Source organism: Yoonia sp. R2-816 (assembly GCF_046762905.1).
Lineage (GTDB): Bacteria > Pseudomonadota > Alphaproteobacteria > Rhodobacterales > Rhodobacteraceae > Yoonia.
The window spans coordinates 161,860-175,718 of sequence record NZ_JBKQXN010000311.1; the positions used below are offsets into that span (position 1 = coordinate 161,860).

The 13,859-nt window shown below is 58.2% G+C and carries 20 protein-coding genes and 3 tRNA genes; 15 read left to right on the plus strand and 8 right to left on the minus strand.

Features of this window, described 5'->3' with window-relative positions; translation table 11 throughout:
• Window positions 1-114: 114 nt before the first annotated feature.
• The 4 genes from infA to ACFWW2_RS18580 all read left to right on the plus strand — a co-directional run bounded on the left by infA (window position 115) and on the right by ACFWW2_RS18580 (window position 2,235).
• Entirely contained in the window at window positions 115-333 is a 219-nt protein-coding gene (infA, locus tag ACFWW2_RS18565; RefSeq protein ID WP_007205486.1) for a translation initiation factor IF-1, read from the plus strand.
• Between the two features lie 80 nt (window positions 334-413).
• Window positions 414-1,019 (plus strand): Maf family protein, encoded by a 606-nt coding sequence (locus tag ACFWW2_RS18570; protein WP_393930520.1) that lies wholly within the window; start codon window positions 414-416, stop codon window positions 1,017-1,019.
• Window positions 1,016-2,050 (plus strand): ribonuclease E/G, encoded by a 1,035-nt coding sequence (locus ACFWW2_RS18575; RefSeq protein ID WP_393930522.1) that lies wholly within the window; start codon window positions 1,016-1,018, stop codon window positions 2,048-2,050. Before ACFWW2_RS18570 ends, ACFWW2_RS18575 begins: the two co-directional genes overlap by 4 nt.
• Window positions 2,050-2,235 (plus strand): DNA gyrase inhibitor YacG, encoded by a 186-nt coding sequence (locus ACFWW2_RS18580; protein WP_393930524.1) that lies wholly within the window; start codon window positions 2,050-2,052, stop codon window positions 2,233-2,235. Before ACFWW2_RS18575 ends, ACFWW2_RS18580 begins: the two co-directional genes overlap by 1 nt.
• On the opposite strand, the gene ACFWW2_RS18585 is transcribed toward ACFWW2_RS18580, so the two are convergent.
• Window positions 2,232-2,873, minus strand: coding sequence for a hypothetical protein (locus ACFWW2_RS18585; RefSeq protein ID WP_393930526.1), 642 nt, complete (start codon window positions 2,871-2,873; stop codon window positions 2,232-2,234). The two genes, ACFWW2_RS18580 and ACFWW2_RS18585, sit on opposite strands and share 4 nt — an antisense overlap.
• 218 nt (window positions 2,874-3,091) lie before the next feature.
• Between ACFWW2_RS18585 and ACFWW2_RS18590 the strand changes: the two genes are divergently transcribed.
• Window positions 3,092-3,166: transfer RNA gene (locus tag ACFWW2_RS18590), tRNA-Phe, on the plus strand.
• A gap of 149 nt (window positions 3,167-3,315) precedes the next feature.
• On the opposite strand, the gene ACFWW2_RS18595 is transcribed toward ACFWW2_RS18590, so the two are convergent.
• Window positions 3,316-4,020 (minus strand): hypothetical protein, encoded by a 705-nt coding sequence (locus ACFWW2_RS18595; protein ID WP_393930528.1) that lies wholly within the window; start codon window positions 4,018-4,020, stop codon window positions 3,316-3,318.
• A gap of 382 nt (window positions 4,021-4,402) precedes the next feature.
• Window positions 4,403-4,486: transfer RNA gene (locus ACFWW2_RS18600), tRNA-Tyr, on the minus strand.
• 129 nt (window positions 4,487-4,615) lie between these two features.
• On the opposite strand from ACFWW2_RS18600, the gene rlmB reads away from it, so the two are divergent.
• The 4 genes from rlmB (at window position 4,616) to ACFWW2_RS18620 (ending at window position 6,929) form a co-directional block, all read left to right on the plus strand.
• Window positions 4,616-5,392: a 23S rRNA (guanosine(2251)-2'-O)-methyltransferase RlmB gene (gene rlmB / locus ACFWW2_RS18605; RefSeq protein ID WP_393930531.1), complete on the plus strand. Its 777-nt coding sequence runs from the start codon at window positions 4,616-4,618 to the stop codon at window positions 5,390-5,392.
• Window positions 5,393-5,406: 14 nt separating this feature from the next.
• Window positions 5,407-5,718, plus strand: coding sequence for a hypothetical protein (locus ACFWW2_RS18610; RefSeq protein ID WP_393930533.1), 312 nt, complete (start codon window positions 5,407-5,409; stop codon window positions 5,716-5,718).
• A 110-nt stretch (window positions 5,719-5,828) separates the two neighbouring features.
• Entirely contained in the window at window positions 5,829-6,278 is a 450-nt protein-coding gene (locus ACFWW2_RS18615; protein ID WP_393930535.1) for a YHS domain-containing (seleno)protein, read from the plus strand.
• Between the two features lie 183 nt (window positions 6,279-6,461).
• Complete coding sequence (locus ACFWW2_RS18620) at window positions 6,462-6,929, plus strand: CoA-binding protein (protein WP_393930537.1); 468 nt, start codon at window positions 6,462-6,464, stop codon at window positions 6,927-6,929.
• Between the two features lie 65 nt (window positions 6,930-6,994).
• Here the strand turns inward: ACFWW2_RS18620 and ACFWW2_RS18625 are convergent, their stop codons facing one another.
• Together ACFWW2_RS18625 and hisF are read right to left on the minus strand one after the other, a co-directional pair.
• Complete coding sequence (locus tag ACFWW2_RS18625) at window positions 6,995-7,300, minus strand: phosphoribosyl-ATP diphosphatase (protein WP_393930539.1); 306 nt, start codon at window positions 7,298-7,300, stop codon at window positions 6,995-6,997.
• Window positions 7,297-8,055, minus strand: a complete 759-nt coding sequence (gene hisF, locus ACFWW2_RS18630) for an imidazole glycerol phosphate synthase subunit HisF (RefSeq protein ID WP_393930541.1) — start codon at window positions 8,053-8,055, stop codon at window positions 7,297-7,299. Before hisF ends, ACFWW2_RS18625 begins: the two co-directional genes overlap by 4 nt.
• Before the next feature lie 79 nt (window positions 8,056-8,134).
• Between hisF and ACFWW2_RS18635 the strand changes: the two genes are divergently transcribed.
• On the plus strand, window positions 8,135-8,578 hold the full coding sequence (locus ACFWW2_RS18635; RefSeq protein WP_393930543.1) for a DUF302 domain-containing protein: 444 nt from the start codon (window positions 8,135-8,137) through the stop codon (window positions 8,576-8,578).
• Here ACFWW2_RS18635 and ACFWW2_RS18640 read toward each other — a convergent pair.
• Complete coding sequence (locus ACFWW2_RS18640; RefSeq protein ID WP_393930545.1) at window positions 8,575-9,027, minus strand: DUF2867 domain-containing protein; 453 nt, start codon at window positions 9,025-9,027, stop codon at window positions 8,575-8,577. The genes ACFWW2_RS18635 and ACFWW2_RS18640 overlap by 4 nt on opposite strands.
• 2 nt (window positions 9,028-9,029) lie before the next feature.
• Window positions 9,030-9,749, minus strand: coding sequence for a 1-(5-phosphoribosyl)-5-[(5-phosphoribosylamino)methylideneamino]imidazole-4-carboxamide isomerase (gene hisA / locus ACFWW2_RS18645; RefSeq protein WP_393930547.1), 720 nt, complete (start codon window positions 9,747-9,749; stop codon window positions 9,030-9,032).
• Between the two features lie 142 nt (window positions 9,750-9,891).
• Here hisA and ACFWW2_RS18650 point away from each other — a divergent pair, with 142 nt between their 5' ends.
• On the plus strand, window positions 9,892-10,281 hold the full coding sequence (locus ACFWW2_RS18650) for a DUF2147 domain-containing protein (protein WP_393930549.1): 390 nt from the start codon (window positions 9,892-9,894) through the stop codon (window positions 10,279-10,281).
• 63 nt (window positions 10,282-10,344) lie between these two features.
• On the opposite strand, the gene ACFWW2_RS18655 is transcribed toward ACFWW2_RS18650, so the two are convergent.
• Window positions 10,345-10,866 carry a DinB family protein gene (locus tag ACFWW2_RS18655; RefSeq protein ID WP_393930551.1) on the minus strand — a complete coding sequence of 174 codons (522 nt, stop codon included), beginning with the start codon at window positions 10,864-10,866 and terminating at the stop codon, window positions 10,345-10,347.
• A gap of 260 nt (window positions 10,867-11,126) precedes the next feature.
• On the opposite strand from ACFWW2_RS18655, the gene ACFWW2_RS18660 reads away from it, so the two are divergent.
• From ACFWW2_RS18660 to ACFWW2_RS18675, 4 genes are all read left to right on the plus strand, one after another.
• Window positions 11,127-12,362, plus strand: coding sequence for an aminopeptidase (locus ACFWW2_RS18660; protein WP_393930553.1), 1,236 nt, complete (start codon window positions 11,127-11,129; stop codon window positions 12,360-12,362).
• A 60-nt stretch (window positions 12,363-12,422) separates the two neighbouring features.
• On the plus strand, window positions 12,423-12,734 hold the full coding sequence (locus ACFWW2_RS18665) for an ETC complex I subunit (protein WP_393930554.1): 312 nt from the start codon (window positions 12,423-12,425) through the stop codon (window positions 12,732-12,734).
• Between the two features lie 34 nt (window positions 12,735-12,768).
• Window positions 12,769-13,539 carry an ion transporter gene (locus ACFWW2_RS18670; RefSeq protein WP_393930556.1) on the plus strand — a complete coding sequence of 257 codons (771 nt, stop codon included), beginning with the start codon at window positions 12,769-12,771 and terminating at the stop codon, window positions 13,537-13,539.
• Between the two features lie 50 nt (window positions 13,540-13,589).
• Window positions 13,590-13,666 (plus strand) — tRNA-Arg (locus tag ACFWW2_RS18675).
• Window positions 13,667-13,859 lie beyond the last annotated feature (193 nt).

The window sequence follows — 13,859 nt, forward strand, 5'->3', positions numbered from 1 at the left end:
TCAATCGGACGCACATTCACATGATGTTCCAGTTTGCCCTTGAAAAAACTGCGCCAGAGGCGCATTTAAGCGCCGTTCGCACCTATCAGCGGACGGTATAACTCAGGAGATCACATGGCCAAGGAAGAACTGCTCGAATTCCCCGGTGTCGTGAAGGAACTCCTGCCTAATGCGACGTTTCGGGTCGAGCTGGAAAACGGCCATGAAATTATCGCACATACGGCAGGCAAGATGCGCAAGAACCGCATCCGGGTTCTGGCAGGCGACAAGGTGCAGGTCGAGATGACCCCGTATGATCTGACCAAGGGTCGGATCAACTATCGTTTCAAGTAGCATGAAGCAACGCTTCGTGCCGCGCGGGTAAGCGTTTTGCGTCTGGCAAAACGCGCTTACCGCTCTGAGGTAGTGCGCCGATGACCACCCTCAGTCCCGATACCAACCTCAAGCTCATCCTCGGTTCTGGCTCGCCCCGGCGGCTGGAGCTTTTGGCGCAGATCGGTGTCACCCCGGATGCCATCCGTGCACCTGATATCAACGAGGATGTGCGCAAGGGCGAATTGCCGCGCGATTATGTCAATCGCATCGCCGCTGAAAAAGCCGCGGCCGTTGCGGCGGCAGAGGGCGAAGTCGTCCTTTGCGCCGATACAACCGTGGCCCTGGGCCGCCGCATCATGGGCAAACCTGCTGATGCCGCTGAGGCGGCAGCGTTCCTGCGCTCCCTTTCGGGGCGGCGCCACAAGGTGATCACCGCGATGGCCGTCAAACGCGGGGGTCATGTCTGGCAAAAGGATGTGCAGACAACGGTCGCCGTCAAACGCCTGTCAGATGCGGATATTGACTGGTATCTGGCCATAGGCGACTGGCAGGGCAAAGCGGGCGGATATGCCATCCAGGGCCCGGCGAGCGCGTTTATCACTTGGCTGAACGGATCTTTTCACGCGGTCATGGGATTGCCCTTGCCCGAAACCGTTGGGCTGCTCACCGCTGCTGGCTATCCGGTGCTGAGGGCGGCATCATGAAGGGGCGCATGATCGTTCTGGACCATATCGGCGATTTGGAAGCGGCCGCCTATCTGGTCGATGGCAAGCTGGATGATCTGCTGATTGATGTGGCCGATGCGCCGCGCCCCGGCGCGATCTTTCGGGGTATCTGCGACCGACCGATCAAGGGTCAGGGCGGCATGATGCTGCGTCTGCCAGATGGCGAAACAGCATTCCTGCGGCAAGGCAAAGGGCTGCGCCCCGGGCAACCCCTACTGGTGCAGGTCACAGGCTACGCCGAAGATGGCAAGGCAGTGCCCGTGACCGACAGGGTGCTGTTCAAAAGCCGCTACGCGATTGTAACACCGGGCAAACCGGGGCTGAATATCTCGCGCCAGATCACGGATGAGGACACGCGCGATAATCTTCTGGCCGTCGCGCATGAGGTGTTTGAGGCACCGCACGGTCTGATCCTGCGGTCATCCTGCGAAGGCGCGGACGAGGCAGAGATTGCCGATGATATCCTGGCCATGGCAGCGCTGGCCGATGCGGTTCTGGCCGACGCAACCGGCGACACACCCGAAGCCCTGACCGAAGGCGATGGCCCGCACACGCTCGCCTGGCGTGAATGGACCGGGGCGGCGAGCATCGTGACAGACCCCGGCAGCTTTGAAAGCCACGGCGTTCTGGATCAGGTTGGCGCATTGGCTGATGCCAAGGTGCCGCTTGCCGAAGGATCGCTTTATGTCGAACCGACCCGCGCGATGGTGGCTATCGACGTCAATACCGGCAATGACACATCGCCGGGTGCTGCTCTGAAGGCCAATCTGGCCGCTGCGCGCGCCCTGCCGCGCGCCTTGCGCCTGCGCGGGCTTGGGGGACAGATCAGCGTTGATTTCGTGTCCATGTCAAAGGCGCATCGCAAACAGGTCGAACAATCCCTGCGGGCGGCGTTCAAGGCGGACCCGATCGAAACCTCACTGATTGGCTGGACCACGATGGGCCTGTTCGAGATGCAACGCAAACGGGAACGTGCGCCGTTTCCGTCCAGACTGTTTAGGGATCTGTGATGGCTTGCCCAATCTGTGATCGCCCGACTGAGGCGCGTTACAGGCCGTTCTGCTCCAAGCGCTGTGCTGACCGGGATCTGGGCAAATGGCTCACCGGCGGTTACGCAATCCCTTCTGACGATCCGGATGATGCCGAAAACCTGGAGCGTGAATTGCGCGACGCACCGGACGGAAAGCCGCACTAACCGCAGACATCCGGACCATGCGATGCGGGTGGGTGAGCCTGCGGTGGCGGACCTTCGAAACTGGTAACGCCCGGTTCACCTGTTGCCGGAAACCGCATGACCGTTCCCTCCCAATTGCCGAACTGGATCCAGCCCCATTGCTGCTGACCGGTAATGTCCTGCAGAAAGAACTGGGTGTTGGTGTTCACTTCGGCATAATCCTGATTGGTGTTGCTGGCATAGACAGGCACGCCTGCGCCCGCCGCAAGCTCACGACATGCCATGCGGGCGTCTTCGGTTCGGGCGGCGTTGCAGCACATAACCCGGATGCGATCCGTGATACAGTGACGGATGCTGCTGCCAAAGGCGCGGGCATTCTCGCGGTGAATATAGTCCACGCCCACCTGCATCACCCAGTCGATCGGACCGGTCGCAACATCCGCACCATGGGCCAGAATGGTCAGGATCGGAACGCGCGCGCGCCGCATCTCGGTGTTCATCTGATGCGGGCTGGCGCGATCGGGATGGACCGCCGCCCTGATCCGGCGCGCAATCTGTTCATTGGTTTCACAATGGGTTTGGATCAGGTGAATTCCTTGGCGCGGGTGGACGCGTCCGGCCAATCGGCTGTCATGCCGGATGATGTGTTCTACGGTCATTCAAAGGTCTTTCTGAAAACAGGTTGAGGCGCTGGAAAAGCAGGTCTGGCAGGCTTTGATGATGCTTGTTTAGCATTCGTTGAAGGCAATCCGAAATGCGGGTTTTCAAGACCTCCGGGCCAAAGGGGGGAGCGGTTGAAATTTTGTGGCAAACAGGCTGGACACATCCCCACACCTCGCCTAAGAAGCGCTCACCCAACAGCAGTGCTGTGACCCGTGCCCGGGTAGCTCAGGGGTAGAGCAGTGGATTGAAAATCCTCGTGTCGGTGGTTCGATTCCGCCCCCGGGCACCATAAAATCAAAGACTTAGCGGAAACTTTCGACGATACCAGCGAGCGGTCGTGTAATTCTTGTGTAATTGAGGCGAACTTTTCGGTTTCAGGTTGCTTACACCGTCTTTTAAAGCCGCCAACCCGGCCTTCCAGCCTGTCCATTGCCGACTCTAAGTGGCATCCCTCCATTGTGCGGTGCTGCGCCTAAGCTTTTTTTCGTTGCCTCTGTCAAGGTGGTTCAGCACGTAATCTTCAACATTGAGAAAATGCACAGGCGTTCTAAGCTGCTCGATTGCTTCATCCAATTGTAGTTTGTGAACGACTTTCTCGTTCGTATGCCCAGTTCTTGCGGAGCTCAGTTTATATGACAGAATTGGATCACTTGTCACGATTGACTGAAACTCGCCTACGGCAAAGAGACAGGTTTCCATGCCGCCAATTCCCTCAATATCCTTTGCTCTCATTACGATGATGTCTTGTGGGATATAATTGAAGGTACCATAATGCAGAGGCGGCAAGCCCCGACAAATGAAAAAGTGGTAATTAGCGGGTGCGGAGTTCGTGGCGCGAAAGTCAAAACTGAGTCTCTGACGCTGTCCCGACCGTATGCCATTTGCCCACGACGCTTGCCCTTCTTCAAATCCAAGACCTGCGAGTTGGTTGATTTGGTATGCGCGTCTGTGAAGGCAAAGCTTTAAAAACATCCAGCGGCTAATCGCTACCACGTCGTCATTCGTGGGAGCGCGATTTTTCAGATATATGGATACGAATGAGCGTTGCATGGCATCTTCGATAGCGCCGCCCCATTCGTTGTTGCAGCGTTGACACATTACCTTTGTAGTTTGTGATAGTGTGTCGCCAACATTTTGGAACACGCCGGCTCCGACATAACGTCGCCCTTTCTTATCAGCTAGCGTAACAAGGTGTTTGGGTCGCGCTGAGTGACGCTCTTTGGGTATTGGGTAGTGCTTTTGCCACCACCGACCCCAAAGGTGCTCTTTGGATCCTTTGCGATCATTGCAGAAGATGCACCTAGGCATGAGGGGGTGATCCCTGGACAATTGACGCAGTGTTTTCTAGCGTTGGTTTGGCTCATTGCTCAAGGCATGGGACCCGACTAGTTCGTTGATGCGGCTAAACGGAAGTAGAAAATACCGTGCCTTGAGGTGCTTAAATGGGCTGCATGGCGCATGGATTCGGCTCACTTATGCGGTGCACAGGCAAACTTTGCGTCTAAGTCACTGTTGAGAAACGAAATGGTGGGCGACCCTGGAATCGAACCAGGCGTGCGTCTCCGCGAGGGAGTTACAGTCCCCTGCCACACCTTGCGGCCTGTCGCCCACTGACGGGCTGATTACCTGCGGCCCCATGGTGCGTCAACAGCAAAAGTGCTGGATTCGCCTCATCCTCTTCACAGCCCGGTGCCGGTGCTATATCGCCCCACGCAAACCGGTGCAGATAGGAATGAAGATGAAAAAACCCAAATGGGTCATTGCCAAGGAGCAGGCCAAGCGTGTCGCGGCCAATGAGACGGTGTGGCTGTTTGGTCTGCACGCGGTCCGTGATGCGCTTGAGAACCCTGCGCGGGAGAAATTGCGTCTGGTGGTGACCCGCAATGCGCTGGAACGTCTGGGCGATGTGGTTGCCCAAAGCGGTCTGGAGCCTGAGATTTCCGATCCGCGCAAGTTTGCCGCGCCGCTGGACCCGCAATCGGTCCATCAGGGGGCGGCTCTGGAGGTCAAGCCTCTGAATTGGGGGTCTTTGGAGGATATCGCCCTTGGTGACGGAACAATGCCGCCGCGCCTTGTGCTGCTGGATCGCGTGACGGATCCGCATAATGTCGGGGCTATTTTGCGTTCGGCCGAGGTGTTCGGCGCGCGCGCTGTCATCGCTGTGCAGCGCCATGCCGCGCCAGAGACCGGCGCGCTCGCCAAGACGGCAAGTGGCGCGCTCGAGCGTCAGCCTTATCTGCGGGTGCGCAATCTGGCGGATACGATGACGGCGCTGAAGGATATGGGCTATCTTTTACTGGGTCTGGATGGTGAGGCCGACCAGACCATTGAAGCCGCCCTGGAGGGCCGACGCGACCGTGCCGTCGCACTTGTGCTGGGTGCTGAAGGGCCTGGATTGCGAGAAAAGACCCGCGAGACCTGTGATGCGCTGGTGCGTATTGACGCGGTTGGGGCGTTTGGGTCGCTCAACGTTTCAAATGCGGCGGCTGTCGCCCTATATGCAGCCAGAGGCTGACGAAAGACAGGGTTATGGCTGCCACGAAGATTGCGACATGTTGTTATTGCGGAACACGGGCGGCGCTGGTGCTGCGCGGCCGATCTCGTCATGAATTGGCGTGCAGCAATTGTGGTGCCCCGCTGCGGGCGATGAAAATGTTACGATCCGAGCCGGATCGGGTAACCGCGCCTGCGGCGACGCCCACCCGCCCGGACCATAGATCAGCGCCTGAAAAGGGCCATTATGCCCGCCCGGCGAAGTATCGAAAGCGCAAGAAAAGCAAGGGTTTGCTGCGCAAGGTCTTTGAGGAAATCTGGGATGAACTGGAAGACATTTTCGACTGAAACATGATTTCACTGTTGGTCACGCCTTGGCGAGGAGGCTTTGCAGGACACCATTCCGCCTACATTTGACGGTATGATCGACGCAACCCTCAACTGTCGGGACCTGTCAGATGCTTACCCGCCGGGCCGTCATAGGTTCATTTCTTGCTACGCCGTTTCTGGCGCCTCAACTGCTGGCCGAAACGCCTGTCGTCTTTTCCCAACATGGGTTGGCGCTTGGCGGGTCGGACCCCGTGGCCTATTTTCGCAAGGGCAAGGTTGTGGCCGGTCATGCCGGTCTGACAGTGATGTGGCGCGGTGCTGTCTGGTGTTTTGAAAGCCCGGCGAGCCGCGATGCGTTTGAGCGGAACCCCCGTGCCTTTGCCCCACAATATGGCGGCTATTGCGCCATGGCCCTGACTCAGGGTGTTCTGGCCCCTTCTGATCCAGAGGCGTGGGCAATCCACGAAGATCGCCTTTACCTCAACCACTCAATGGCGGCCCGAGAGCGGTGGCTGAGCGATCCGGCGACCCATATTCGTATGGCAGATCAAAACTGGTCGTCGGTCTTGAATGGCTGAGTTGACGACTGTTCACATTTGCCTGAACGCCCCTTCTTTCCAGCGATTTCTGTTCATATCTCAATTTTTGGAGATGTGCGTTGGAACGCGTGCATCTCAACTCACTGTCCCTCGTTCCACAACTTGCGCCCGGTCTTTTCCGGGCGCTTTTTTATTGGCTGATGATACGGTAGCGTTTGGTTTATGACGTATTCAGATAATTTCCTGCGCGCCATCCTGCGACGCACAAAGACCATTGCGGTGGTTGGTGTGTCAGCCAATCAGGTGCGGCCCAGCTATTACGTTGCCCGCTATCTGGGCCTCAAGGGCTTTCGCGTTATTCCGGTCAATCCCGGGCTGGCCGGGCAAACCCTGCTGGGTGAGACGGTTTATGCTGATGTGGCCGATGTGCCGGATGATGTGGATATGGTTGATATCTTTCGCAGATCAGAAGCCGTGCCACCGATTGTTTCAGCCGCATTGGCCCGTTGGCCGAATTTGCAGACTGTCTGGATGCAGATCGGGGTGGAGAATGCGGATGCTGCGACTGTGGCCGGGGCCCGTGGCGTGGATGTCGTGCAGAACCGATGCCCCAAGATTGAGTATCAGCGCCTGTTTGGTGAATTGCGCATGGGCGGGTTCAACACGGGCATCATTTCGTCGAAGTTGTAAGGGGCGCTGCCCCTCGGCCTGCGGCCTCACCCCGGAGTATTTTGGGAAGAAAGAAAGGTCCGGTTTCAGCGTGATGCTTTTTCCGCGATGCCAGACTGGCCCTGACGTTTTTCCAGTTCCGCCATGACGTCGTTCAGTGTCACGTCACGTGCGGTCAGCATGACCAGAAGGTGGTAGATTACATCGGCGGCTTCTGATGTCAGTCGTGCCTTGTCGCCCTTGACGGCTTCGATGATCGCCTCGATGGCCTCCTCCCCAAATTTTTCGGCGCATTTTTCCGGACCCTGGCTCAGCAGTCTGGCGGTCCAGCTGCTGTCTGGATCGGCCCCTTTGCGGGATGCGATCAGGGTGGCGAGGTCATCGAGCGTCATAGCCGTACCGGGATGTTGTGGGCGGCCATATGGGCCTTGGCCTCGCCGATTGTGTAGGTGCCAAAGTGGAAGATGGAGGCGGCGAGGACCGCAGATGCGCCGCCGAACTTCACGCCCTCAACCAGATGGTCCAATGTGCCGACTCCGCCGGATGCGATCACCGGAATATCAACGGCTTCTGAGATTGCTTTTGTTAGGAGGAGATTGAATCCGGACTTTGTTCCGTCCTTGTCCATTGAGGTGAGCAGTATTTCACCGGCACCATTCTTGGCTGCAAGTTGCGCGAACGCAACTGCGTCTATGCCCGTTTCACGCCGTCCACCATGCGTGTATATTTCCCACTTTCCGGGGCTGACGGAACGGGCATCGATAGCGCAGACGATGCATTGACTGCCAAAGCGCAGTGCGGCCTCTGTGATGACATTCGGATTCGCGACCGCGGCAGAGTTGAAACTGACTTTGTCCGCCCCAGCGAGCAAGAGCGCACGAACGTCATGATGTGTCCGAACGCCGCCGCCGACAGTCAGGGGCATGAAAATGGTTTCGGCCGTCCGCGTAACCAGATCGTACATTGTGTCGCGGTTTTCGTGGCTAGCCATGATGTCGAGGAAACACAGCTCATCCGCGCCCTCCAAATCATAGGCTCGCGCTGCTTCAACCGGGTCACCGGCGTCAACCAGCTGCGTGAAATTCACGCCTTTCACGACCCGGCCTTCGGCGACGTCCAGACAGGGGATGATCCGTGTTTTCAACATGCTGTGAGGTCTAGGCGGAATGGGGCGAAATGGGAAGAGGGTGGTGATAGGTGTCGGGAACTGGAAATGGGAGCACTTTATGAAAAACCTTTTTGCGACCGCCCTGATCGGGCTTTCGAGCACGGCCATTGCTGAGAACGTGGTCAAATCCTCACCCTTGTCGGTGGCAGAAACCATTGATGGGCTGGAGGCGGCCGTGACCGGGGCAGGGGCCACCGTGTTTGCCCGTGTCGATCATGCCGCCGGGGCCGAGAGTGTCGGCAAGTCGATCCCGGATGCGACGCTGCTGATCTTTGGCAATCCAGCGCTGGGCACCTTGGCGATGGAGGATGATCTGCGTGCAGGTCTGGTCCTGCCGCTGCGGGTGCTGGCCTATGAGGATGCTGACGGCAATACACAGATGACGTGGAGCCCGGCAGAGGATTTGTTTGCAGGGCTGGATATCGCGCCGGATGCTGAAGTCGTGGCCAAGGTGAATGGCGCGCTGAATGCGCTGACCGACAAGGCGATGAGCGCGAACTAGGCGCGCGCCACCCGCGCGAGCGCGTTGCGCGCGATGGCGATATGAAATGGCATGATGGCCGCAAGATAAAGCCGACCGCCGATATTGTGTGGTGACACCCAGGTGGCCAGGCTGACTTGGTCGTCATGCTGCAGGACCGAGACCCGGAAATCGAGATGTTTGTCGTTGAACCCGGCAATCAGCTCGGTTTCCGTTTCGCTTTCGACAGGAAAGATACCGATCTTGTCGGTCACCTGTGGCCCGTCATTGTCCAGCCCGAAAGGGGCTGTCATGATCCGGCGGATCAGCAGCAGAAACTGTGCCCAGCCGGGGAAATCGGTGATGACTTCGCCTGCTTGTCGTGGGTTCATATCAGAGGGGACGCTGTAGCAATCCAGAAAATCTCCCGGTACGCGCCTGGCGTGCAATTCGCTGACGTCGGGCAGATCGGTAGCGCGGACATCGGGCATGGCTAGTCCTTCAGCAGCTTCAGGGCTTCGGTCAGATCAATTGCCCCATCATAGAGCGCGCGGCCCGAAATCGCGCCGGATATGACGCGGGTATCTTTCAGGCCCGTCAGATCGTCCAGCGACGATACCCCGCCAGAGGCAATGACCGGGATTGTGACGGCGCGGGCGAGGGCTGCTGTGGCGTCGATATTGGGGCCTTTCATGGCGCCGTCCCGCAGGATGTCGGTATAGATGATGGCCGCGATCCCTACGTCCTCGAACGATTTGGCCAGATCGGTGACCATCACGTCGGTTTCCTCGGCCCAGCCGCGGGTTGCCACTTTGCCATTGCGGGCATCGAGGCCGACAGCGACCTGTCCGGGAAAGGTCTTGGCCGCTTCGCGGACCAGATCGGGGTTTTCGACGGCTACGGTGCCGAGGATCACGCGGGCGAGCCCCTTGTCCAGCCAGCGTTCAATCGTGGCCATATCGCGGATGCCGCCGCCAAGTTGGGCAGGCACGGGGCAGGCGGCCAGGATCGCCTCGACCGGGGCGGCATTGACCGGCTCACCGGCGAATGCGCCGTTCAGGTCCACCAGATGCAGCCAGTCGCAGCCTGCATCGGCAAAGGCACGGGCCTGCGCCGCCGGATCGTCGTTGAACACGGTAGTCTGATCCATATCCCCATGCACCAACCGCACCGCGTTGCCGTCTTTGAGGTCAATGGCGGGATAAAGGATCATGTTTAGGCCTTCTTCATCTGTCTGGGGTGTTTATGCATGCGGTCGGGGGGAATGCAACGCCGTCACTGCGACCTAACGTAAGACTTGATCGGTTGCGGGCCAAGCGCGCATGCTGACTGCAAAACCAATGGGGATACGACATATGAAGAAGATTTTGATGACAGCGATTGCGGCCATAAGCATCGCCGGGGCAGCCTTTGCTGATCCGCTGGAAGGCGTCTGGCAGACGTCGCGCGATGACAATGGCAATTTCGGACATATTCAGGTGGCCCCTTGTGGGCCTACGTTGTGCGGAACCCTCGTGCGGTCGTTTGATTCCTCCGGAAGCGAGGTTTCATCAGGCCTGACCGGGAGCACGATTATCTCGGAGACCGTTGCCCGTGGTGGTGGCGAGTACCGCGGCAAGGTGTATTCGCCGGATCGTGACAAGACCTACAATTCGCGTCTGCAACTGAGCGGGAACTCCCTCGCCGTGTCCGGTTGTGTGTTTGGTATCTGCCGGGACGGCGGCACCTGGACCCGCGTTCAGTAGCGGTTTGCACCGCGTGATTTGGGGCTCACCAGGTTTGGGTGGGCCTTTTCATTTGGACGCTCGTCAGCGCGCGCGGATGTCTATTTCTTGCGGCATCGCCAGAATGTCCGTTGGGTCGGTGGTGGCCCCCGCCGCAGCGAGCATGGCATGTATCTGCCCCCGATGGTGCGTTTGGTGATTGAACAACTGTATGACACAGATCGCCTTGGTCATTTGAACCCTTTCTGAACCGTCAAGCGGATACCAAGCGACGCGACCATGCAGGTCTGTATTGGTAAGGCGCGTTGCCCATTCTTCGATTTCTGCATCTCGCCTGCTGCGAAACTCTTTGAATTCGGCCCAGTCTGATGGGCTACTGAGCGAATGTGTGATCGTGTCCTGTGGGCGTTCATTGCCCTTGATGCGCTCAAGCATAAGGGCGTCGGCCCAATAGAGGTGGTTCAGGGTCGCTGCTATGGATTTGAAAAATGCGCCGCGATCCATCCAGCGTGCGGCATGGGTCAGTCCATCAGCTGCGGTGATGAGCGAGTTGTTTTGCCAGCTATTGTAGCGTGCAGACAGGCGGCAGTATTCGGCTGAAATCATCTTTCATGGCCTCAGAGTTGTGGGGAGATATGAGAGGGGCTGCGCCTTGCCTTGATACCGGCAAGCTGCACTATCCCGGACAAAGCAGATCGTTGTCGGGTGTCTTGATTGTAGATGCCTTTTCGGCGGCTGGTAAACCTTTTTGTTGATGGCTGCCCGTCCCCGAAACACTTTCGACCCAGATCGGCCGAAATACGGCGTTGGTTGACCTTGGCCCTGTAACCCATAGGTTCGGGCCAATCCAAAAATGAGGTGCACCGATGTCGGACCATATTGATACAGAAAAACTTGACCGTCTCGCTGAAGTTGCCGTTCGGATTGGTGTCAATCTGAAGCGCGGGCAGGATTTGATTATCACTGCGCCAGTGGATGCCTTGCCGTTGGTGCGTCGCATTGCCGTGCATGCCTACAAGGCCGGTGCCGGGCAGGTCTTGCCGTTTTTCACTGATGATGCGGTGACCCTCGCCCGGTTCGAACATGGTAATGATGCGAGTTTCGATCGTGCACCAGGTTGGTTTTTTGAAGGTCTCGGCCAGGCCTTCAAGGAAGGGGCGGCCCGAATGGCAATCACCGGAGAGGATCCGATGCTGCTGGCCGCCGCAGACCCTGACAAGGTGGCCCGCGTTAGCAAAGCAACTGCAATTGCCCGGAAACCGGCGATGGACCCGATTGTAGGGTTCGAGGTGAACTGGAACATCGTCGCCTATCCCACGCCGGGCTGGGCCGCGCAGGTCTATCCCGACCTGCCTGTCGAGGAAGCGCAGGGCAAGCTGATGGATGCCATCTATGCGGCGTCCCGGCTGGATGGGGATGATCCGGTCGCCAATTGGAAGGCCCATACGGCGCGGCTGAAAGAACGCGTCGATTGGCTTAACGCCCAGAGTTTCAACGCACTGCACTATACCGGCCCCGGCACAGACCTGCATCTGGGTCTGGCGGACGGCCATATCTGGAAAGGTGGTGCGTCGCCTGCGCTGAACGGGGTGGTGTGTCAGCCAAACATCCCCACCGAGGAGGTGTTCACCTGCCCCCATGCCTATAAGGTCGAGGGTACGGTCGCAGCCACCAAACCGCTGGCCTATCAGGGCAGTGTGATCGAAGATATCGCCGTCCGTTTTGAGGCGGGCCGGATTGTTGAGGCGACGGCCAGCAAGGGACAGGATGTGTTGCGCGAGCTGTTGAAGACCGATGACGGGGCCAGCCGCATTGGCGAGGTGGCACTGGTGCCGCATTCGAGCCCGATCAGCCAGTCGGGCACGTTGTTCTACAACACGCTCTTTGATGAAAACGCATCCTGCCATATCGCACTGGGCCAGTGTTATGCCGATACGATTGAGGGTGGATCGGTCCTGTCACCGGAAGAATTGAAACAGAAAGGTGGCAACCAAAGCATCATCCATGTGGATTGGATGATGGGATCGGATGCGGTGGATATTGATGGGATCACCAAAACTGGCGACCGGGTGCCGGTCATGCGCGGGGGTGAGTGGGCGTAAGCGGTGCTTGCGAAACCTTCACCTTTTGCACATATAGGAGCCAGCGGAACGGAGACGATGATGCGCGCACGAATCTACAAACCTGCCAAGACGGCCATGTCATCGGGCACAGCCAAAACCAAGCATTGGGTGCTGGAACATGTGGCCGAGACCGCGCGCGAGGTTGATCCGTTGATGGGCTGGACTTCATCCGCCGATACACAGGCGCAGGTCAAGCTGACATTTGACAGCAAGGAAGATGCGATTGATTACGCCCGCGAAAAGGGTATCGATTTCATCGTTCAGGAACCCAAGCCCCGCAAAGCCAATATTCGCCCCGGCGGGTATGGCGAGAACTTTGCCACCAACCGACGCGGCGCCTGGACACATTGAGCCACCCGGCAGCTGCCATTTCTGAGAGCCATTGATGTCTTTGCGCGCGCGCACCGCTGCTTTTGTTGAGCATCCCACGGTTGGCGGGCTGATCATTGGCGTCATTCTTTTCAACGCTGTCATTCTGGGGATGGAAACATCACCCGCAGTGATGGCGCGTGCCGGTCCGTTGATCCTTGCACTCGATACCGCCTGTCTGGCTTTTTTCGTGGTCGAGATTCTGTTGAAGCTGTTTGCCTATGGCGGTCGGTTTTTCCGCAGTGGCTGGAACCTCTTTGATCTGGCAATTGTGGGGATTTCACTTGTCCCTGCCTCTGCGGGTTTGTCGGTCTTGCGGGCGCTGCGGATTTTGCGGGTCTTGCGGCTTGTCTCAGTCGCGCCGCGCCTGCGCCGGGTGGTGGAGGGATTTGTCACCGCACTGCCGGGCATGGGATCGGTGTTCGTGCTGATGGCGATCATCTTCTATATCGGGGCGGTGATGGCGACCAAACTGTTCGGCCCGTCCTTTCCTGAATGGTTCGGCAGTCTGGGGCAATCCGCCTATACGCTGTTCCAGATCATGACGCTGGAAAGCTGGTCCATGGGCATCGTCCGCCCTGTTATGGAGGTTTACCCATACGCCTGGGGCTTCTTCGTCCCCTTTATCATGGTCACGACATTTGCTGTTGTGAACTTGCTGGTCGGTCTGATTGTGAACTCGATGCAGGACGCCCATGCCGAGGAAAGCAATGCCGCGACTGATGAATACCGCACAGAGATCATCGCCCGGCTGGAGGCCATCGAGAAAGCGTTGCAGAAAAAGTGAGCCTGGCCACTTGCAATGGGTTTGCCTCTCGCGCCATACCAGCGCCGAGCGGTCCCGTAGCTCAACTGGATAGAGCAGCTGACTTCTAATCAGCAGGCTGAGGGTTCGAGTCCTTCCGGGATCGCCAGTTTGAACTCGGTGGTAGCTGGCCATGTTCGACGTGATTCCCGGCGACCCGCTGTGAGTTGCTGTCAGTCATTTCGGCGCATTCATCTAAAAGTGTGTTCGATTTCAAGCAACACGCATGCCGTGTGTTCGTTAATTCGAAATGCAAGAAATCTTCAAAACAGCCCCGAATTTCACCCGATCGGGCAGCGATC